General features: G+C 41.3%; 20 protein-coding genes. 10 read left to right on the top strand and 10 right to left on the bottom strand.

From position 1 onward, the window contains the following. Positions 1-16 precede the first annotated feature (16 nt). Positions 17-1,657: a RagB/SusD family nutrient uptake outer membrane protein gene (locus DWW10_RS16370; RefSeq protein ID WP_118420807.1), complete on the top strand. Its 1,641-nt coding sequence runs from the start codon at positions 17-19 to the stop codon at positions 1,655-1,657. 126 nt (positions 1,658-1,783) lie between these two features. Continuing rightward, positions 1,784-3,781: a glycoside hydrolase family 127 protein gene (locus DWW10_RS16365; RefSeq protein ID WP_118420732.1), complete on the top strand. Its 1,998-nt coding sequence runs from the start codon at positions 1,784-1,786 to the stop codon at positions 3,779-3,781. Positions 3,782-3,907: 126 nt separating this feature from the next. On the opposite strand, the gene DWW10_RS16360 is transcribed toward DWW10_RS16365, so the two are convergent. Beyond that, positions 3,908-4,333 (bottom strand): DUF3836 domain-containing protein, encoded by a 426-nt coding sequence (locus DWW10_RS16360; protein WP_118420733.1) that lies wholly within the window; start codon positions 4,331-4,333, stop codon positions 3,908-3,910. Positions 4,334-4,664: 331 nt separating this feature from the next. Here DWW10_RS16360 and DWW10_RS16355 point away from each other — a divergent pair, with 331 nt between their 5' ends. The 3 genes from DWW10_RS16355 to DWW10_RS16345 are packed head-to-tail and all read left to right on the top strand — an operon-like array spanning position 4,665 to position 6,149. Continuing rightward, a complete protein-coding gene (locus DWW10_RS16355; RefSeq protein ID WP_118420734.1) occupies positions 4,665-4,883 on the top strand; it encodes a helix-turn-helix transcriptional regulator in 219 nt (72 codons plus the stop codon). Continuing rightward, complete coding sequence (locus DWW10_RS16350; protein ID WP_118420735.1) at positions 4,880-5,194, top strand: HipA N-terminal domain-containing protein; 315 nt, start codon at positions 4,880-4,882, stop codon at positions 5,192-5,194. The genes DWW10_RS16355 and DWW10_RS16350 overlap by 4 nt, the downstream gene beginning before the upstream one ends. A gap of 13 nt (positions 5,195-5,207) precedes the next feature. Then, entirely contained in the window at positions 5,208-6,149 is a 942-nt protein-coding gene (locus DWW10_RS16345) for a HipA domain-containing protein (protein ID WP_118420736.1), read from the top strand. Positions 6,150-6,218: 69 nt separating this feature from the next. Here DWW10_RS16345 and DWW10_RS16340 read toward each other — a convergent pair whose 3' ends face one another. Next, positions 6,219-7,670: a TlpA family protein disulfide reductase gene (locus DWW10_RS16340; RefSeq protein ID WP_118420737.1), complete on the bottom strand. Its 1,452-nt coding sequence runs from the start codon at positions 7,668-7,670 to the stop codon at positions 6,219-6,221. A 482-nt stretch (positions 7,671-8,152) separates the two neighbouring features. Between DWW10_RS16340 and DWW10_RS16335 the strand changes: the two genes are divergently transcribed. Together DWW10_RS16335 and DWW10_RS16330 are read left to right on the top strand one after the other, a co-directional pair. Then, positions 8,153-8,833, top strand: a complete 681-nt coding sequence (locus DWW10_RS16335; protein WP_118420738.1) for an RNA polymerase sigma factor — start codon at positions 8,153-8,155, stop codon at positions 8,831-8,833. Between the two features lie 62 nt (positions 8,834-8,895). After that, a complete protein-coding gene (locus tag DWW10_RS16330; protein WP_118420739.1) occupies positions 8,896-9,414 on the top strand; it encodes a DinB family protein in 519 nt (172 codons plus the stop codon). An 18-nt stretch (positions 9,415-9,432) separates the two neighbouring features. Here the strand turns inward: DWW10_RS16330 and DWW10_RS16325 are convergent, their stop codons facing one another. The 6 genes from DWW10_RS16325 to DWW10_RS16300 all read right to left on the bottom strand — a co-directional run bounded on the left by DWW10_RS16325 (position 9,433) and on the right by DWW10_RS16300 (position 15,636). Next, positions 9,433-11,073, bottom strand: a complete 1,641-nt coding sequence (locus tag DWW10_RS16325; protein ID WP_118420740.1) for a tetratricopeptide repeat protein — start codon at positions 11,071-11,073, stop codon at positions 9,433-9,435. Between the two features lie 13 nt (positions 11,074-11,086). Then, positions 11,087-12,061, bottom strand: a complete 975-nt coding sequence (locus DWW10_RS16320; protein ID WP_118420741.1) for a hypothetical protein — start codon at positions 12,059-12,061, stop codon at positions 11,087-11,089. Between the two features lie 83 nt (positions 12,062-12,144). Next, positions 12,145-12,711 (bottom strand): hypothetical protein, encoded by a 567-nt coding sequence (locus DWW10_RS16315; RefSeq protein WP_118420742.1) that lies wholly within the window; start codon positions 12,709-12,711, stop codon positions 12,145-12,147. 492 nt (positions 12,712-13,203) lie between these two features. Beyond that, on the bottom strand, positions 13,204-13,629 hold the full coding sequence (locus DWW10_RS16310) for a DUF3836 domain-containing protein (RefSeq protein WP_118420743.1): 426 nt from the start codon (positions 13,627-13,629) through the stop codon (positions 13,204-13,206). Positions 13,630-13,873: 244 nt separating this feature from the next. Then, positions 13,874-14,581, bottom strand: coding sequence for a response regulator transcription factor (locus DWW10_RS16305; RefSeq protein WP_118223341.1), 708 nt, complete (start codon positions 14,579-14,581; stop codon positions 13,874-13,876). Between the two features lie 32 nt (positions 14,582-14,613). Then, complete coding sequence (locus DWW10_RS16300) at positions 14,614-15,636, bottom strand: PDDEXK nuclease domain-containing protein (protein ID WP_007211373.1); 1,023 nt, start codon at positions 15,634-15,636, stop codon at positions 14,614-14,616. A 99-nt stretch (positions 15,637-15,735) separates the two neighbouring features. Between DWW10_RS16300 and DWW10_RS26700 the strand changes: the two genes are divergently transcribed. From DWW10_RS26700 to DWW10_RS26690, 3 genes are read left to right on the top strand one after another with little or no spacing between them, the layout of a single operon-like run. Next, complete coding sequence (locus DWW10_RS26700; protein WP_409012369.1) at positions 15,736-15,936, top strand: hypothetical protein; 201 nt, start codon at positions 15,736-15,738, stop codon at positions 15,934-15,936. A 21-nt stretch (positions 15,937-15,957) separates the two neighbouring features. After that, on the top strand, positions 15,958-16,080 hold the full coding sequence (locus DWW10_RS26695; RefSeq protein WP_409012370.1) for a DUF5694 domain-containing protein: 123 nt from the start codon (positions 15,958-15,960) through the stop codon (positions 16,078-16,080). Continuing rightward, positions 16,052-16,357 (top strand): DUF5694 domain-containing protein, encoded by a 306-nt coding sequence (locus tag DWW10_RS26690; RefSeq protein ID WP_409012368.1) that lies wholly within the window; start codon positions 16,052-16,054, stop codon positions 16,355-16,357. Before DWW10_RS26695 ends, DWW10_RS26690 begins: the two co-directional genes overlap by 29 nt. Before the next feature lie 13 nt (positions 16,358-16,370). Here the strand turns inward: DWW10_RS26690 and DWW10_RS16290 are convergent, their stop codons facing one another. Together DWW10_RS16290 and DWW10_RS16285 are read right to left on the bottom strand one after the other, a co-directional pair. Further along, positions 16,371-17,231 carry a hypothetical protein gene (locus DWW10_RS16290; RefSeq protein ID WP_118420744.1) on the bottom strand — a complete coding sequence of 287 codons (861 nt, stop codon included), beginning with the start codon at positions 17,229-17,231 and terminating at the stop codon, positions 16,371-16,373. Positions 17,232-17,334: 103 nt separating this feature from the next. Then, the gene (locus DWW10_RS16285) at positions 17,335-19,593 is read right to left on the bottom strand and encodes a sensor histidine kinase (RefSeq protein WP_118420745.1); all 2,259 of its coding nucleotides are present in this window, start codon (positions 19,591-19,593) and stop codon (positions 17,335-17,337) included. Positions 19,594-19,861: the final 268 nt, after the last annotated feature.

Below are 19,861 nucleotides of genomic sequence, written 5' to 3'. Positions count from 1 at the left end.
TTTAATGAATAGTAAGATGAAAAAGAAAATAACCTATTATATAATCGCCGTACTGTCCATACTGACCGTAGGATGTACCAAGCTGGAAGACAAAAGTTATTCCTTGATTATTTCCGAAGATTTCGAACCTACTGCCGAAGACCTTTCCTCACTTGTGGGAACTGCATACGGAAACTGGCGCGATTGCCTGTTCAGTTGGGACAATTACATCCGGATTATGGAACTGACAACAGATGAATCTATTATTCCCGCCCGCCCCAATGGTTGGGTTGATGGTGGTAAATACCGGATTCTGCACGAACATAAGTGGACGGAGGAAGATCCTCATGCGGATAATAACTGGAATACATTTTATGCCGGAATAAACAACTGTAACCGAGTGATCTATCAGATAGAATCGGGTAGCGTTCCTGTAACCGAAGGTAAAGAATCTATTATTGCCGAATTGAAGATTTTACGGGCATCATACTATTACATGTTATGCGACTTTTTTGGAAATATACCCATTATCACACAGTATGATGTTCCCGATGGTTTTCTTCCGGAACAATCCACACGTAAAGAAGTTTTTGATTTCATTATCAAAGAGATAAAAGACAATATGCCTCTTCTAAGCAATCAGAACGGAGGTATTATGTACGGACGTTTCAACCAATGGGGAGCTTGGGCATTATTGGCCAAGATGTATATCAATGCAGGAGTATATACAGGAACCCCTATGTGGAACGAATGTATAGAAGCATGTAACAAGCTTATTGAAAGTGGTCATTTTGATTTAGATGCCAGTCAAAAAGAGGTATTTGCCGTAAAGAATGAGAATGCCAAAGAGATTATTTTCGCCATTCCTTTTGATAATAAATATATCAATGATTTCGGCATCACATCAATTTTTATCCAAAGCTTGCAACCGGCTAATCAGGCCACATTTAACTTGAACGAAGCGCCTTATGGCGGTATTTGTGCTACCCCGCAGTTCATCAATACGTTCGATACGGATGACGCCCGCTACCAGGACAATTGGTTCAAAGGCGACCAATACTCTGCTTCCGGCGAACTCTTAAAGTGTACAATGGGAGCATATTCCGGCAAGCCGCTATCTTATATAAATGAAGTACCCAGCATTGCCGAATCTGAAGAAGTACACGGATTCCGCTTAGGAAAATTCGAAATAGAAATGGGGTCCCGCAAACAGCAAAGCAATGATTGGCCTCTGTTCAGGTATGCCGATGTGCTGCTGATGAAAGCAGAGTGTCTGCTACGTTTAGGGCAAGCCGATGAAGCAGCCAAAATCGTGACAGAAGTACGTGCCCGAAACTTTAAAGGTGATTTTGCCATAGGTGGTACAAAAGATAAAGCCACTGTTACAGGCGCAGATCTGCAAAAAGGTAGTTGCTATGATTATGGGCGTCGGGATAACAGAGTGGCACACACCCACGAAGGTGGCGATGACATTCAATATGGCCGCATGCTGGACGAACTGGGATGGGAATTTTGCCAGGAAGCTCGCCGCCGTCAGGATATGATCCGTTTTGACGCGTATACCACTAAATCATGGTTCTCTCATGATGCATCAAAAGAAAGTTTTAGAACGATTCTGCCTATTCCAAGAACGCAACTGGAAAAGAATGCTAACCTGAAACAGAACCCGGAATATTGATAATAATTGGATAAAAAAGGTATATAGAAGATAGGTATTAGTTTTATAGCAAAGCTTTCTCCCTAATCTGTAAATACAAATTAGGAATGAAAGTTTTGCTTCATAGAGAAATAACAATATAGAAAAATGAAAATTAGAATTATTATTTTCTTATGTTGCATCTCCTTTATAGGAAAAGGAAGTGCACAAAGCAACAAGGGTGGATACCCCATTTCTCCCGTACCCTTTACTTCGGTAAAGGTAACCGATAAATTCTGGGGGCAGAGGCTCAAAGCTAATCGCGAAGTAACGATTCCGCTGGCTTTCAGTAAATGCGAAGAAACGGGGCGATACGAGAATTTTATCAAAGCCGCCAATCCAAGCGATAGTTATAAAGTAGAAGGATTGTCATTTGACGATACTGATGTTTACAAAACCATTGAGGGTGCCAGTTACTCTATGCAGACTTATCCGGATAAGAAACTGGAAAAGTACATCGACAGCGTATTAGTAATTGTAGCGGCAGCGCAGGAGCCGGATGGTTATCTCTATACTTCCCGCACTATGAACCCCAAGCATCCGCACGAATGGGCAGGCAGCAAACGGTGGGAGAAAGTAGAAGATCTCAGCCACGAGTTTTACAACCTGGGGCATATGATTGAGGGCGCCATCGCTCATTATCAAGCCACAGGGAAACGGAACTTTTTGAATATTGCCATTAAATATGCTGATTGCGTGGAGCGTGAAATAGGCGATGCTCCCGGTAAACAGGTTTATGTGCCCGGGCACCAGATTGCTGAAATGGCATTGGCTAAACTGTATCTGGTAACAGGACAGAGAAAGTATCTTGACCTGGCTAAATTCTTTTTGGATAAACGTGGATACACCTCCCGCAAAGACGAATACAGCCAGGCACACAAACCGGTGGTGGAACAGGATGAAGCAGTAGGCCATGCTGTACGTGCCGCTTATATGTACTCAGGCATGGCTGATGTGGCTGCCCTTACCGGTGACTCGAACTATGTCCACGCTATTGATAATATCTGGGAAAACGTAGTCTCCAAGAAGCTATATATCACTGGTGGAATCGGTGCCAAACATCACGGCGAAGCCTTTGGCGCTAATTACGAGTTGCCGAACCTGACTGCGTATAACGAAACATGTGCTGCCATTGCCAACGTATACTGGAACTATCGGTTGTTCCTCATGCATGGCGATGCCAAATATTACGATGTACTGGAACGCTCATTATATAACGGATTGATATCTGGCGTTTCGATGGAAGGGGGAACATTCTTTTATCCTAACCCCTTGGAATCGGATGGAGAATACAAATTCAGCCAGGGAGCCTGTCACCGTCAGCCATGGTTTGGTTGTGCCTGCTGCCCGTCCAACATAAGTCGCTTTATTCCTTCGCTTCCCGGCTATATATATGCCATAAAGGACAACAAGGTTTATGTCAATCTCTTCATGTCGAATACGACAAACCTGAAAGTAGAAGGAAAAACTATCTCTCTGAAACAAACTACGAATTATCCGTGGGATGGCGAAGTGCAGGTAGAGGTAGCAAAAACTTCCGGTAAGCCATTCAATATAATGATCCGTATTCCAGGATGGGCAAAGAACGAGGTACTCCCCAGTGACTTATACGCCTATGCAGATAATAAACAGCAAGAGTATAGCGTAAAAGTAAATGGTCAATCTGTTAAAAGCCAATTGACAAACGGGTATTTCAGCATTGAACGTAATTGGAAAAAAGGAGATAAAATAGATATTCATTTCGGTATGCAACCCCGTGTTGTAAAAGCTAATCCTAGAATAGAGGACGACAAGGGAAGGGTTTCGTTTGAGAGAGGTCCCATCGTATACTGTGCCGAGTGGCCAGATAATAATTTCGATATATCGAGTGTTTTATTGCCTGCTAAACCGGAAATAGAGGTAACGGACAAAACGGATATATTGAGTGGCATTAAAGAATTAAAAATGCAGGCACAATCTCTTGTCATTAATGAGAAAGGATTACTAGAAACCCCTAATGTAACTCTTACGCTGATTCCTTATTATGCATGGTCACACCGCGGAGATGGAAAAATGGCTGTATGGTTACCACAAGATGTTAGTGCAGTGACACCAGCAAAGAAATAATATTTTTGTTTACTGACACAGTTTAGATTACATTCTTAAGGTAATAGATATTCTTGTACTTTAACAAAAAGCCGGATACTCGAGAAATAAATTCTCTGTATCCGGCTTTTGATGTTGCTTATATATTTACTTTGTACTCGCCAGCATCAAAGCAGCATTAGCATCGTTCAGTTCGTAAACAGTCTTTTCGATATTGCTATCGTAAGCGTTGCTCTTGGAGTTCCAACGGGCATAACTAAGTTCAACTTCATTGTTGGCATAAGAAACATCCATCTTGAAGTAAGGAATCCAAGCCTCTTTTGAACTATCCCATTTAGAAGCTTCCTTGCTGGTTACACGGTTTTCATTGTCATAAGTGTAGGTGTAACGGAGGTGGCGGAACAAGTGACCGTCTTCATTCTTAAAAATAGTCTTAGCGGTCATCAACTCGCCGGTCATCTCTTCGTTCTTTACGTACTGAGTAGGATTACTTGCACTTGCAGAGAAGTTCATTACACTGGCCATTACTACTGCTAACATTACAACTGCTTTAGAAATTAAGTTCGTTTTCATAATCGTTATTTTTTTATTGTTATTACTTCTTGATGTTTGAGAGGAAGTCTTTGTCAACCGCCTTCGACTATATATAGTCAATTGGCGTGCCAAAACAATAAAACACTGATTATCAACGAATATTCAATTTTAAGCGATGTTCATTTCCGGACAAGTGTCCGCATGAAAGCGGACAATGGAATGGAAGTTATAAAAAAGCAAATACAAATGAATGATGAATACCTATTTTATACCTTAGGGGGTATAAGCAGGATATAGAGACAAACTATTTATACCCGATATGGTATAAATAAGAAGATAATTATTACATTTGTACCCAAACGGGTATAATATGGAATATATGAATTTAGCAAAATACGTAAAAGAGATGCGTAAGCAGTATGAACTTACCCAAGTTGATTTATCAGAAAAGTCCGGCGTAGGCCTCCGCTTTATCCGCGAATTAGAGCAAGGTAAGCAGACTTTAAGATTGGATAAGGTAAATCAAGTATTGAATCTTTTTGGAATGGAAGTAGGTGCCGTTCCAATGCCTAAAAATACAGAATTATGAAACGAGCATCAGTCCATTTGCACGATTATAAGGCCGGAACATTGACAGAAGATGAAAACGGATATACATTTTTGTATGATAAAGATTTTTTAGAATCTGCTCATGCAGAAGCCATCAGTCTGACTATGCCACTAACCGATAAACCTTATCAGGATAAAGTTTTATTTCCTTTTTTTGACGGATTAATCCCCGAAGGTTGGTTACTGAATATAGCAGAAAAAAGCTGGAAAATCAATCAACGAGACAGAATGTCTCTATTATTGGCATGTTGTAAAGATTGCATTGGAGCAGTCAGCATAATACCTGATTAAACAGAGGAATAATATGAGAAAATGTTTGTATTGCTATAAAGAATTAAAGAAAGGAGAAACAGATTTTCATCCGGCATGCTCCCAAAAGATGTTCGACACGAAAACACCTCCTATTTTACCATATGTAAGGAATCAATTAGCCGATTTAGCTGAACAGGTGATACGGAGTCAGACTACATTGACAGGAGTACAGGCTAAACTATCCCTGGATATTCATAAAGGAGAAAAAAATGAACCCGAACGCTTCACAATAGTCGGCCTTTGGGGACGGTATATTCTGAAACCACAAACAGATCTATATCCCCTTCTTCCGGAACTGGAAGATCTTACGATGCACTTAGCTGAAATAGCCCGGATAAAAGTAGTGCCACACTCCCTGATACGGTTTCTGGATGGTGAACTTTGCTATATAACACGGCGCATTGACAGACGTGAAGACGGGACAAAACTCCCTATGGAAGACATGTGTCAATTAGCCGAACGATTAACAGAATACAAGTATAAAGGCTCTTATGAGCAGATAGCGAAACTTATACAACAATATTCTTCTACTCCCAAATTAGATCTCATAAACTTTTGGGAGCAAACAGTATTTTCGTGGATTACAGGAAATGCAGACATGCATCTGAAGAACTTTTCCTTGTATAGTCCAAACAAAGGGTATCATACATTAACTCCTGCTTATGACATGCTTTCAACAGCATTAGTTATGCCTGAAGATACCGAAGAACTGGCACTGACGCTGAACGGAAAGAAAAGCAAAATAAGGAAAAAAGACTTCATCACGGCCATCACTTCTTCAGGTGTCGAAGAGAAAATCATAGAGAATATCTTTAAAAAATTTACAAAAGCCCAACAAAATTGGTCGGACTTTATAAAAGGCTCTTTCCTACCGGATGATATGCAAAAACAATATATAAGTCTTATAAACGATAAATTATCCATTATAGTGTGAGGGAAGCCCCAATAACTTCCCTCACACTACAATATCAGCCAGATATATTATCCCTACCCGATTCTCCCTTTATTTTAAGAGAGCATCAATCTTTGCCACCGTCTTCGGATAACTGGGTCTCAATCCACTGCCGTAATCCACAATGATCCCATCACGATTAATCAAAAGGAATTGAGGTATGCTGTTCATATCCCAATGACGCATGATACGATGATAATCGTCAGCAGTCGCCCAATCTTCCGAATAGATGCATTCAATGTTCTTCCCCTCCAAAGAGAAACGTTCCAGAATCTTTTGATATGCCTCCCGCTCTCCACTTCCACAGATACTTACCATTACAACATCATCGGGCGAATAACGCTTCCGCAATTCCTTTAAAGGCTCCATTTCTGCCAGGCAAGGTGGACAAATAACTCCCCAGAAATCAACATAAATCACCTTACCGGCATACTTCTCCAAAAGGTTGTATACAGGTATCATAAACGGCATTTCTTTCTGTGCAGTTGCCTCATCGGCATTATTGCCATAGAGCATATAATAGGATACTTTCTCGGGAGATTTTAGAAAACTGGCTTTATCCTGATAGAATTCAAGCAGAGGTTTTCTCAGATAAGGTGCTTTTACAATAGAATCTAACAGAACTCTGTTATCAGCTAAATAAGTCGTATCGTTATCATATAAAGTCTTAGCTATGGGGTAGAGAGATAAATACGGCAAGATGGCACGATTCTTACCAACCTCGACAATATCCTTGAACTCAAAATCACGCTTTTCTCTCCTGATATGGTCAAAATAGAGGAACCTTTGAACTATGTCAGCCAGAGAAAACTGACTGGCATAAACAGTCTGCTCGGAAAAGAGAGGATCAAGCTCTGATAATAGTGCTTTATACTGACTGACATCCTTACCATTTGCCGCTTGTGACATGGCATAGTTAAAAAGGGAATAATAATAATCTATCGACAGTAAGTCTGCCGTATATTTCTCAACTTCCGCACCGGGAGAATGCTCCTTCAGAAAGTCAGTACGACGCTCCTGACGACTGGCATACTCTTCTTTCAATTCTTTTTCAAATTCTTCAAAAGTAGCATTATTACCACCTAAATAAGGTCCCCTATAATATCCACCTGTGGTAAAAAGAGCCATATACTGATTCAGTGTACCGGAAGTTCCGGTAATACGGGGATTCAGTAAATCACTGAAATCAATTTCAACATGCAGGCTATCACCCGGGTGTACATACAAGTGTTCCGCATAATTGCGAAGAACAACCTCGCGCGTTGAAGCATAAGGACTAAAACGAAAACTGAAAGTACCGTCATCTGCTATAGGGGAAGTATATATTGTTTCCAGATAAGGCATACAGGGAAGCACAAGTTTTACCTCCTTTTCTTTCGGATATACCTCCCTATTCAATACACGACCCGAGATTATCACCTCTTTTGCCAAATCCTCATTATCTTCCTGTGCTCTACAACTGAGGATAGATAGAAAAGCAAACAGTAAGCATAGATGTTTCATACGTATTTTTTATTAGCGTCCAACAATTAACCGTTCATCCACAAAGATATATTTTTTATCCTTAGGGTAATAAATCTATTCAGACTCTATAACATTACAATAACCATCCGTTATCGAAATTAATTCATAATGGTATGAAAATGAATTCAAGATTACTGATGACCTTTTGCTAGTTTACTGATAATCAACCAATAGTATTTACCAATGGGTTACTACAAGATGTAAAAGCATTTACTGCCGTATGTAACGTCCTTTACCCCTTATTGTAACGCTCTTTACCTCGGTATGTAACGAGCTTTACTTCGGCATGTAAATGGAGTTACCGTGCGGGATAAACAGAGTTTCCATAAAAGGAAACAACTATGTACTTATAGGAAAAGAAGGAATAAAGGAGTGATAAGGTGATAACCATACGCTGCTTTTTAGTTCAGCTCTTAATATTTAGTTACATTTACAGCCTCAACGTAACCAATATATACAATATGGAACCGGACTTAGAGAAGATAGTAGAGCAATATGGCACAATGATATCCTCCATATCGCACCGCATGATACAAAACAAGGAAGTAGCAAAAGAAGCCGCCCAGGAAGTCTGGTACGAAATTATCAGGAGTATCGGCTCTTTCAATGGCCAGTCTGAGTTATCTACATGGATATACACAATATGCAAACGTACCATACTGCGCTATGCCCGGAATGAAAGAATCGCCACCATGAACGAATTGAAAGAGTTCCGTGATCTTCCCGCCATTGATCCAGCCGAACAGGACAGAGACGAACACGAATGGATAAAAAAATGCTGTGACTGGTGCCTGACAGCCCAACTCCATTGTTTAACCAATGATGCCCGACTGATATTCATATTCAAGATAAACCTTAACCTTTCCCACAAACAGATCAGCGAAATCATGGGTATGACGGAAGACAATATCAGACAGATTTCTTCCCGCTCCATCAACAAGATTACCCACTTCATGGATGGCACCTGTCCGCTATATAACCCACAGGGGACTTGCAAATGCCGGATATGTAAGCATGTCACCTCACTCAATTTAGAAAAAGAATATACAGCCGTAAAGAAGATTATCCGTCTCGTCGATATTTATCAGAGATTTGAGAAAGAACTTCCAAGAAAGAGTTACTGGGAAAAAATAATGCCCTGAGTTGTCACAGAACGAAAGACTTGCTCACTAACTACTATGTATAACTTAAAAACAAATGAATTATGAGTAAGATTAATTTTCTAAAAGAACAGATCATCGAATCACGGAATTTTGTAAACCGCCTGGTATCCGAACTCCCGGAAAATCTATGGTACACCATCCCTGAGAACACCGATTCTAACTTTGCATGGCAGATCGGACACCTGATTATCAGCCAGAACTTCCATGCCATAACCTGCATTACAGGAAGAAATGAAGAAGTTTACAAACTCATTCCGCTTATTGATTACATAAAGATCTTCAATGGGATGGGGACATTACATCGCTCCGTCGAGAAGGACTTAATCCCCACAACAGAGTTAAAAAAGCAATTAGATGCCGTTCACGAGATTTGTATCCGCAACTTATCCCTGCTGGACGACCGTATCTTATCGGAGAACTTAGAACCTATTCCTTTCAAACATCCGGTTGCCAATAATAAGTATGAGGCGCTGTCCTGGTGCTTCAAACATGAGATGTGGCACAGTGCCGAAATGGAAGCGATAAAACGGGCATTAGGTCACCTTGTCAAGTGGATGTAATTGGGTACATCGGCACAATTAAAAATTGTACAGCAGTTCTTCCAACGTAACACCACTATCCGCCCCCATCTTTTCCATACGGATACGTTTCAGGCGTTTCTTCACGGAATCCCGCTCCAGATGCATCACTTGTGCCATACTCGACTGAGACAATTGCATTTTCACCATGCAGCAGTAACGCAAGTCGTCTTTATTGAGACTTGGGTAAGTCTGCTGCAAGCGTTTCGTAAAGTTGTCGAAGATAATATCAGCATTCTGCACAATGTCATCCCAGTCTTCATCTGAAAGGATGACATTGCCGCCCTTCTCTAATTCTTGTACCACCTTCTGGCTTAATCTCCTGAAAAAGGTTTCCTTCAGCTTTGCTTCTTTTTGTTCCATTTCCACCATGCGGCGAAGACTCTCGGAAGTGGCCTTACGTTGTTGCTTCAGTTCCTTTTCCTGTTGCACGAGCTGATGTTGCTGCGCCATCAGGCGATTACGGTTACGGCGATAGATGAAATATACCGCACTTGCCACCCAAACCAACAGCAAAGAGATTGTGGTCATCCAATACACATTACGCTGCCTTTCCGCAGCCCGGGTGCGCCAATACAGGTTTTCTACCGAGAGCTGTTCGTGTTTGTAAAGCTCTTGCAATGCAATGGCTTCCTCAGTATGACGATACTTTCGTATGGTATCGGATAATTCAATAAAGCGTTGTAGCATAGGATAGGCATCTGAAGCACGGCCCATTTTATGATATATTTTCGACATATTATTATAGGCATCGGCCACCGAAGAAGGCTCCGGACTGGAGATAACTTTCTGAAAATAGTGATATGCCGAATCATATTGTCCCAGTTTTCCAAACAACTCCAACTTTACTCCATAGAGCGAAAGAATTCTTGCAGTATCTTTAGCCGGACGAAGAGCTATTGATTTATTTATATAATCCAGTGCCTTGGCAGGCTCTCCTTGCTGAGAATAGATACTACCCAGATTTGTATAGATGAAAGGAAGTTGCCGAGGAACCGAATCGGCTAAAGCCGCCTCATAGGCCGCCTGAGCATAGTAAAGGGCGCTATCCAATTGGTTCAGAAACAAATATCCGGTAGAAATATCGCACAAGGCCATATTCTTATAGAACATATTTCCCAAATCCAAAGCCGCCTTCAAGGCTTCTTTGGAATAACGCACCTTACCGGAATATTCTTCCTGATTCAGACAAACAACTCCCAACCAGGTATTCACCCGGTAGAGCTGCTCATGATTACCACTATTTTGCAGGAAAAGCAAAGCTTTCAGAAAAGATTGCATGGCATCGCTCATCCGGTTAAGCCGTCTGTCCAGATGTGCTTTGCAGTAAAGGGCCCGTTCGGCATAAAGAGAATCGCCCGATTGGCTGAAATATTTAATTGCCGGTAGCAGCAGGGTATCTGTAGCTGCATTCAACTGTTGTTTCCTGTGGACTGCCTCGGACATCAGTAAGGCATAAAGTGCATAGTCGCGTTTCGATAAGTTATGCAACGGTTCTTTAATCTCATTCATTACGGTTATGGCGCTATCCGTCTCACGTTCCGCCATCAGCTTCTCCGCCAAGGCCACACGATTATCAGGACCACACGAAACCAACATACTACCCCATAGAATTATCCCTATCAAACTCTTCAATCTCATCTTCAATATCGTGTTATTCGTACGAATCCATCATCACTTCTCCAGTCTCTCCATGAATCAATATCACTCTGGCCATATCCGGCTGAATGGAATCGCGTATATCAATCTCCCACACCGGAATACCTTTTTGCCCGTCTATATACTGATTTACGCTGACGTGGGTGGTATCCGATAAATTAATATTCCTCAGTTTGGCAAAGATATAAATATCTCTCCATGTATACTTAAAAGCTTTTTCACTTTTTTCGTGCAAACAAGAGTCAGGCGTCTGTGTCTGCTCATCTTCAGGGAAACGAACTTCTACTTTTTCCGATACTTTTGTTGCGGTCACCGAATTGATCTTCCGTATTACTCCCCATCCCAGCCAGCCGTCTTCCAACTCTATTTTAAGATAGATACCTCGTTCACCGCTGAGCCAGTATGCAGAGTCAATGGGCAAGTAGATGCGAGTGTAACGGTCACCTTGTATAAATATCTCCCCGTAAGAAAATGTATTCAGCAACCATGCACCAGAACGGGGAATGTAACTCTTACGCGTCCTGTCGTGTGGAGCGATATTGACAATTATATACTCACGGGTCTGCACTCCGGAAGTAAAGCAACTGTTCAGCCAGAACAGAAAGACAACCAGCACATTGGTACATAATCCCACTACAATACCTCCACACACAAAGGCAGAGACAAAGTTTCTCCAATGATACCACTTCCCAGTGCTTTTCTTATAGATATAAACCATGCAGCTACACATCGTTATTGCCATAAGAAGAATAACGATTTTCCGGTTCAATCCTAAATAGCTGCCGGAAGAAAATGCAGTATGCATCAGCATTTCCTCTTCTATATACCACATCCTGCAATGCAACAGGAAAAGAAAGACAAAGACAGGCACCAGGATTTTCCATAGTGCCATTCTTCTCTTCGGCTGCTGTCGGGAGGCATCTTCGCCATGAACCGGTTGCTGTTTGGGTCTAAGTTTCTTTCTGCTCATAAATACGGAAAGACGAAGTTAGCATAGGAGTATTTTCACATAACTGAAGCCTGCTTTTCAGTATGGCGTACAATAATAAAGAATCAATCGTTTTCCGCATCTTTAAGCATCTGTCTAATTACATCCGCATGATCGAGATAATCATTTCCTGATAAGGTCAGGACATTGGTCAGACCGATAATGTTGCTGTCAGAATCGTAAGAAGTCAGTAAGCAATACATCTCCTGCCCCAATTTATCCTCTTCCACATGAATCTGAACCGGTGCGCTGTATGCTCCGGGCAACTCTGCCAGATACTCAAAGTCTTTTCTGAGAAATGCTTCCAGGATTCTGTTTATATCGGTTTCATCGCGCTTGAACTTCTTCAAACCTACCTCTTTTATCTTACCCCCACTCTCGCTATTATAATAATCAAAATTGCTCAAATACGCTGCAAGCAGACATATTAATACAGCAATTACTCCGACCGTCCGAACCAACCAACCCGCTACAGGGATAAAATCAGGAAAAATAACAATAATAACAGCAACTACAGCCAATCCATAATAAAGCATCGGCTTAACATTGTTCTTTCTTTTTTCAAATTTCACCGGGTTTGCTGCATAGAATTCACCCATATAGCTTGGGTAGAGTTTTGTTTGTTTTTCCATAAATATTACTTTTTATAATGATTAATAATAGTTCTATCTTTTCTATTAATTGCATTGAAACAAAAATAAAAAGTAACCTGTAAACAATGAAACAATCGTGGGGGATAAATGAAGGGGACAAGTAATATTATAAAACACTGTTTATCAAAGGATAATAATATATATAGGATGGACAAATCAGGGGACATTTATATTAAAGAGCTAATTTCATCAATGGCTTTGCACAAAGAATCAATAGAAAAACAGCATTACCTCCTCTCAGGTATATATTCGTTATCTTGTCTCCATATTTTCACACATCTCTACTTTCCTAATATCCTCCTTAAGCGGAATAATAGCCTATTCCAGTAATCGGATATTTTCTTTGGTGCCAAGATAATATTAACTTCAAAAAGGAAAATAGCTTTTTCACAGCTTATATTTAAAAATAAACCGGGATGATGAGATTTCTATCTCAATCATCCCGGAATTTATACCCTAATTACTGATGTTTTATTTTGTACTTGCCAACATTAAAGTAACATTATCATCATTCATTTCATAAACAGTCTTTTTAATATTGCTGTCGTAAGCGTTGCTCTTGGAGTTCCAGCGGGCATAGCTAAGTTCAACTTCACTGTTGGCATAAGAAACATTCATCTTGAAATAAGGAACCCAAGCCTCTTTTGAGCTGTCCCATTTAGAAGCTTCCTTGCTGGTCACGCGATTTTCTGTATCGTAAGTGTAGGTATAACGGAGGTGGCGATACAGATGTCCATCTTCGTTCTTAAAGATAGTCTTTGCGGTCATCAACTCGCCGGTCATCTCTTCATTCTTCACATACTGAGTAGGATTACTTGCACTTGCAGAGAAGTTCATTACACTGGCCATTACTACTGCTAACATTACAACTGCTTTAGAAATTAAGTTCGTTTTCATAATCGTTATTTTTTTATTGTTATTACTTCTTGATGTTTGAGAGGAAGTCTTTGTCAACCGCCTTCGACTATATATAGTCAATTGGCGTGCCAAAACAATAAGGCATTGATTATCAACGAATATACGATTTCAAGCTATGTTCATTTCCGGACAAGTGTCCGCATGAAAACGGACAGTAAGGACAAAAAAATATTCGAGGCACAGTTTAGTGCCCCGAATAAATATAGTAGTCGAATAGTAGGAACTATACGTTTTCTTCCAGCATCAGCCCCACACCTTTCACCGTTTTAATGCTGACTGATGAATCTTCAGCTATCAACTTACGGAGTTTCGTGACGAATACATCCAGGCTGCGGGAAGCAAAATAATCATCTTCCGTATTCCAGAACTTATCAAGAATGGCTTCGCGGCGTACTACATCACCTCTGTTCTCACAAAGCATTTGCAACAGTCCTGCTTCACGGGCGGTCAATGTCTTGTTTTCACCGGAAGAATGTTTCAATATGGCGTGCGTAGCATCAAGTACATATTCCTTTCCAATCTTGTAACATTCGCTTTCGTCCTTACTCTTTTCACCTTTGGAGAGTTTCAACAAAGCATGAATATGGGCATCCAGTTCTTCGGGAATGAAAGGTTTCTTGATATAATTGTTGGCTCCCAACTCATAGCCTTTCAATACATTTTTGGGAGAAACCAAACCGGAAGAAAAAATTATAGGCGTCTCTTTATCCACCTCACGGATACGCTTCACCATCTCATAACCATCCATGACGGGCATTTCTATATCCGAGAGAATGACATCGGGACGGTGTTCCCTCCACATTGCCAATCCTTCTTCACCATTGGCGGCTGCCAACACTTCATAGCCCTCTATGATATCTTCCAATCCGCTCTGAACGATGTAACGCAGGCTGGGATCGTCCTCAACTAACAATAACTTTATTGTATCCATGTCTTTGATATGAATTGTATTAACTTTCTATACTATAAATTATCAATTAACCTTCGCTCTTCCAATTCTTGCTTAAGCGTTTTCACAAGTTGCTCCTCCGAAGGTAAATAAATCTGGTATTTACTTGACAATATGGTAGTGTTATTTTCTGGTAACGAATAACGAACTACCATATTATTTTTATCTGCACATAGCAATATCCCGATAGTAGGATTCTCTTCCGGAAGTTTTTCCTCCCGATCATAATAGTTCACATACATCTGTAACTGTCCTATATCCTCATGGGTTATCTTCCGGGTTTTCAGCTCTATAACAACAAAACAGCGCAGCAGACGATTATAAAAAATCAAATCTGCAAAGAATTCGTCATCTTCAAGTAGCAGACGCTTTTGCCGGGCCACAAAAGAAAAACCATTTCCTAATTCTAACAAGAAATCCTGCAAATGGGTAATCAATGCCTGTTCAAGGTCTTTTTCATAATATGCCGCTTCCTTTTTCAAACCAAGAAACTCTAACACCATAGGATCTTTAATGATTTCCAAAGGAGTCTCTGGGATACGCTCTCTACGTGCTACAGCCAAAACAGCCTCCTTATCATTACTTAATAACAAACGTTCATAAAGGCCTGAATTGATTTGGCGTTCTAACTCACGCGCTGTCCAACAATTGTTCATCGCTTCCAGTTCGTAATATTCCCGCTTATCCGGATTATCTATTTGAATAAGAAGCCTATATTGAGTCCAATTGAATTGTGAACGCAGTGCGTTCACAATTGGATAAGTTTTATAAAATTGGCGGCAGAAAGCCAATTGACGATAAGAAAACCCACTGCCAAATTCCGGGACAAGCTCCTTAGAGAGATTTTTCAGCAAGTAAGCTCCATAATCGGCACGCTCCTTTCCATCTTGTTCCTCTTCAAAAATACGCTTCCCAAGTGTCCAATACATCTGTACACGACAGAAGTCTACACTTCGTACAGCATTAGTGCGTGCCTGCTGGATGATTCCTTTGATTTCTGAAAGAAAATCTACCTTTAATGACTTATCTAACTCCATCTTTATCAGTTATGATATCAGCCACAAAAGTAATAAATTATTCGTTAACCCGAAGATAACATTGCGATATCATTCATTCTTATTCTGATTACCGCAAGCATGTTCTTCACAAAAGGATATGCCCAGCAGGCAGAAGTCCTTACGTTGGGAGTCTTCCACTTCGAATTTCCCAATCTGGATGTGCAACAAGTATCCGAAGAAGACCAGATAGATGTACTATCTCCTCAATATCAAAGGGAGATAGAGTTAATATCCAAGAAACTGGCACAATTCAAACCGGATGCCATTGTCATTGAATGACCTTTATACAAACAGTCAGAGATAGACTCTCTCTATAACTCATACCTTACCGGCAAGCATGAGCTGAGCAGAAACGAAATTCAGCAGTTAGGTTTCAGAATAGCCCGAATGTACAATGCCAAGATATACTGTGCAGATGCCTAGGGAGCACACACTACCTATCAAGAAAGATTTAGGAAACTATCTTATCAAGCATTTCAAGTATGAATCCGTCAAAGGCGATTATACCGGAACAGATTTTGAATCCGGAAGATGGTTCAACCGGAATCTAAGGATACTCAGGAATATCCAGCGGATTCCCGGTACCGCCGGCAAAAGGATATTGGTTATCTTCGGCGCAGGACATCTGAACATCCTGAACTATCTGTTTGAATGTTCGCCCGAATACAAGCTACTGAATATAAACGATTACCTGAAGTAAATATCTGCTTCTTCTATCTTATCGGAAATGAGAACTTTGGCGGTCTAATCGTAGGGCCGCCACCAAAGTCACCGCCGCCACGATTATCAAACACCGCACTACGCAGAATCTCGTATATTATTCCGCCTACATCCAGCCCCAGCTTAAACTTCTCGAAGCGATAATAAGGTATCACAACGGGAACCGTCTGCCAACCTCCACGCATGGCATCGTAATAGCGCTGGGCACCTACCTCCACACCAAAACGTTCGGACATATCAAGAGACATCGTAGCACCATAACTATTAGTGCTCATCCCATAAGAATTACCGATATCATACGAACCGAAGACATTGAAAGCAACCCGGTCGGAAGCACGATAAGTCAGCCTGCCCGCAGTACTGAAGGCTTGCCCGGTGATGTGAGACATATTTATCTTCATGGCATTGGCACGAAGTTGCAACGATAGCCGATCATTAAAGATATGCTGATATCCTAACGAAGCATTATTGAAACGCCCGATGCCTGGAAGACTGGTCTGGCTTCCGGAACCGAATACCGCTCCATGGGGAAATTGCCTTAATACACCTCCTGTGCTATAATCGCCCCGGAATAGCGGAGAAGGATTTATATGATAAGGTATACGGAGTTCCTCTTTCAAGGAGAAAGAAGGTAAATCACCTAACTGTATAGGATTTATCAAAGGGTATACGGTCTTTTCGGGAAGCAGGTTGACGGATGGAAGCTGAAATGCAGCTTTCGGCTTTATCAACATGCTATCAAGAGTGAAGCGTGTACTATCTTCCTGTGCAGAAAGCAACTGCAAACCAGAAATGAACAGAAAAAATAATCCCCAACGAATTGGGAGCCAAGATATGCCAACCCTGCGTGTCATAATCTACCTCCTTTGTTTTTTACGGACTCTGTATACAAAAATAGTAAAAGCCTATCTGAATAACAAATAGTTGAGCACATTTCATCTTTGCCAACAGGCTTTTTTAACGCAAGGGGAATTGTAGCGTAAATTCACTGTAACTCCCTTCCACACTTTCTACCTTCACCATACCACCGTGGGCACTCACTACCTGCAACACATAATTCAATCCTAACCCAAAACCTGATGCACCCGTCTTACGACTGCCGGAAGCAACCCTCTCGAACTTATTGAATATCTTATGCTGTTCGCTCAAAGGAATACCAATACCGCTATCATGCACTCTAACAATGGTTCCATCCTCTGTCTTTTTACCTGAAAGAATGATCAGAACCTCTTCATTAGAATACTTGACGGCATTGTCCACCAGGTTGGAAAGTATCTCACGCAGACAGAAAGCATCCGCATAAACACTACATCCTTCTTCACAATCTATATCGAAATGAACCGTCTTCGCTGCTTTCAACTGATACTTTTCTGCTATATCCCGTAACAACGACCTTAAGGCAACTTCTTCTTTATGTAGTACCAATTCCCCACGATCTATCTCTGTCAGCATTACTACGCGATTGGAAAGTGTCAGCAGATGTTCGCACTCATCTCCCATCACTTGCCTGTAACGGGCCAGCTTCTCAGGCTTATCCGCCAACTTACCACTTGCCAGGATATGCGCTCCCATCATGACAGACTGCAACGGTGACTTCATATCATGTATCATGGAGTAAGTAAAGTCCTTCTGAAACTGCTCCAACCGACGCTGTGCCCGCAACATACGTATCTGAAAGAAAACACAGAGAGATACGAAAAGGAAAGCAATAAGCAGTGGCACCTGCATATACCATGTGGTACTCATAATAGTACGTTGTGGTGAACGAACCACAGCAAAGATGCAACTCGTACTATCCTTATCCAACGGAAACAACCGGGTAGTAATATCCCCAAAGTCAACAGTCGGACTACCAGTATAAAGTATCAACTCCCGGGACGGATACCTGATCCAACGGATATCCGCCCTATCCGGAAAGCCTGTTTCCAAAAGCTGTTTCCTGAAAACACTGTCGGCAAACTGCAAGGAGAACGGAATGGGCACACGGCTACGCAGACTAATCGTATCCTGTATATCATAAGCCATCTTTACGCGGAAATCTTCATCAAACTTATTGTAAAGATGTCGTATGACACTCAACTGTACCCGGTAACGATAACCTTTCTCCAGATATACCTTATAAAGTTCATTCATCATACGCCGCGGATAAGGGAGAAATCCTCCCGGTGAACTATCCCAATTAAAATCAGGATTAGCCTTAGTGAAAAGCGGATACCTATGTAAGTCTGCCTCCCGGTAGAAAGCCTCTTCCAATTGCTCCTCCGCCTGATACCGTATCTTTTGAGATGTAATATAATACAAATATCCCGACCAGACAGCCAGCAACAGGAATACTCCCGCCAGGCTGACTATAGAAATTGCTTTAAGAGAAATAGGCCTGCCTGTACTTCCTTGCCGGATTTCTGCTTTGGCATGTGCCAGAGTAGCATTGGTTCTCTCAAAGAGTACGTTGCTTTGTGCCTCTATCTCTTGCCAGTTTTCTGTGGTTATCAAGTTCTTCATCCGGCTGACGGGATGTTTCATTTCTTCGGCCAACGTATAGAAGTCCTGTTGTTGTTTCTGCAAGTCGTGCCGTTGACGGAACACCGACTTCATTTGTACAATCAAGGCATAGACAGCCGTACCCAGCAATAGCCATGTAATGAATGACAGTAACAGGAGTCTCTTCTCCATCTCCTTGGCAGGGAAAGAAAGAATGGCACGGACAGCCTCCCCACGGGATTTAAAGGTAAAAGCAGTTTCGGAAGTAACAGCGGCAAAGTTACGGATACTTACCTGAGGATTGGTACTTGCCAGCACCTCATTTGTATTTACATTAATGCGCTCCACGGTCAGCGTTCCATCCATGTCTAACTTCCGCAACTTATTGTGCAACACGCTATCTATGGTGGCTAACGGAATTTCTTTTATTCCATACACCCGTTGCAAAGCCTGTGCCACTTGCTGGGAAGTACGCTTATTCCTTTCATTCCCATCAATCCGCTTGTATTTAGGATTGGGTGCATACGCTATGATAGCTATTGAATTATCAGGATAAGGAAGGTTGTTCACCAAATTATCCACTGTCTCCGTGAAAGACATCCAAAAACACTTGTTTAGTAACTTCTCCGCTTCCTGCATCTGTACATGGAAAGCATAAAGCATTCCACCCAACTGTATCAACACAACAGCAATCAGACTCACAAGTGAAAGAGAGATGACAGTACGTAATTTCATCTTATCCGTTTATATTCGCCTGCAAAAATAGCAAATAACTATGGATCGCGGAGTAATGTACTACTTTTTATATGTGATGAGAATGCGTTCTTTCCAGCCAATGGCAAGGTACGATGAAAAGAAACGAACGGAAATCAGCATCTCACTGATTAAAAGAGGAATATAAAAATACATACAACTCTAAAAAAATACAAGGAAAGCTTTCCAGAGTTACAAAGATATCGTTAACCTAATGATAACATTACGATAACATTCATCCTCATGCCCC

It is taken from the genome of Bacteroides intestinalis (genome assembly GCF_003464595.1).
In the GTDB taxonomy this organism is placed as follows: domain Bacteria; phylum Bacteroidota; class Bacteroidia; order Bacteroidales; family Bacteroidaceae; genus Bacteroides; species Bacteroides intestinalis_A.
This window is presented reverse-complemented; position numbering and strand designations above follow the sequence as displayed.

What these genes read in the sequence shown, in the direction of transcription:
- DWW10_RS16325 (WP_118420740.1), bottom strand. Translation starts at nt 11,073, where the DNA reads ATGAGATTGAAGAGTTTGATAGGGATAATTCTATGGGGTAGTATGTTG.
- DWW10_RS16360 (WP_118420733.1), bottom strand. Translation starts at nt 4,333, where the DNA reads ATGAAAACGAACTTAATTTCTAAAGCAGTTGTAATGTTAGCAGTAGTA.
- DWW10_RS16285 (WP_118420745.1), bottom strand. Translation starts at nt 19,593, where the DNA reads ATGAAATTACGTACTGTCATCTCTCTTTCACTTGTGAGTCTGATTGCT.
- DWW10_RS26700 (WP_409012369.1), top strand. Translation starts at nt 15,736, where the DNA reads ATGTTCTTCACAAAAGGATATGCCCAGCAGGCAGAAGTCCTTACGTTG.
- DWW10_RS16290 (WP_118420744.1), bottom strand. Translation starts at nt 17,231, where the DNA reads ATGACACGCAGGGTTGGCATATCTTGGCTCCCAATTCGTTGGGGATTA.
- DWW10_RS16320 (WP_118420741.1), bottom strand. Translation starts at nt 12,061, where the DNA reads ATGAGCAGAAAGAAACTTAGACCCAAACAGCAACCGGTTCATGGCGAA.
- DWW10_RS16330 (WP_118420739.1), top strand. Translation starts at nt 8,896, where the DNA reads ATGAGTAAGATTAATTTTCTAAAAGAACAGATCATCGAATCACGGAAT.
- DWW10_RS16350 (WP_118420735.1), top strand. Translation starts at nt 4,880, where the DNA reads ATGAAACGAGCATCAGTCCATTTGCACGATTATAAGGCCGGAACATTG.
- DWW10_RS16355 (WP_118420734.1), top strand. Translation starts at nt 4,665, where the DNA reads ATGGAATATATGAATTTAGCAAAATACGTAAAAGAGATGCGTAAGCAG.
- DWW10_RS16345 (WP_118420736.1), top strand. Translation starts at nt 5,208, where the DNA reads ATGAGAAAATGTTTGTATTGCTATAAAGAATTAAAGAAAGGAGAAACA.
- DWW10_RS16315 (WP_118420742.1), bottom strand. Translation starts at nt 12,711, where the DNA reads ATGGAAAAACAAACAAAACTCTACCCAAGCTATATGGGTGAATTCTAT.
- DWW10_RS16370 (WP_118420807.1), top strand. Translation starts at nt 17, where the DNA reads ATGAAAAAGAAAATAACCTATTATATAATCGCCGTACTGTCCATACTG.
- DWW10_RS16310 (WP_118420743.1), bottom strand. Translation starts at nt 13,629, where the DNA reads ATGAAAACGAACTTAATTTCTAAAGCAGTTGTAATGTTAGCAGTAGTA.
- DWW10_RS16300 (WP_007211373.1), bottom strand. Translation starts at nt 15,636, where the DNA reads ATGGAGTTAGATAAGTCATTAAAGGTAGATTTTCTTTCAGAAATCAAA.
- DWW10_RS16340 (WP_118420737.1), bottom strand. Translation starts at nt 7,670, where the DNA reads ATGAAACATCTATGCTTACTGTTTGCTTTTCTATCTATCCTCAGTTGT.
- DWW10_RS16365 (WP_118420732.1), top strand. Translation starts at nt 1,784, where the DNA reads ATGAAAATTAGAATTATTATTTTCTTATGTTGCATCTCCTTTATAGGA.
- DWW10_RS26690 (WP_409012368.1), top strand. Translation starts at nt 16,052, where the DNA reads ATGCCAAGATATACTGTGCAGATGCCTAGGGAGCACACACTACCTATC.
- DWW10_RS16335 (WP_118420738.1), top strand. Translation starts at nt 8,153, where the DNA reads ATGGAACCGGACTTAGAGAAGATAGTAGAGCAATATGGCACAATGATA.
- DWW10_RS16305 (WP_118223341.1), bottom strand. Translation starts at nt 14,581, where the DNA reads ATGGATACAATAAAGTTATTGTTAGTTGAGGACGATCCCAGCCTGCGT.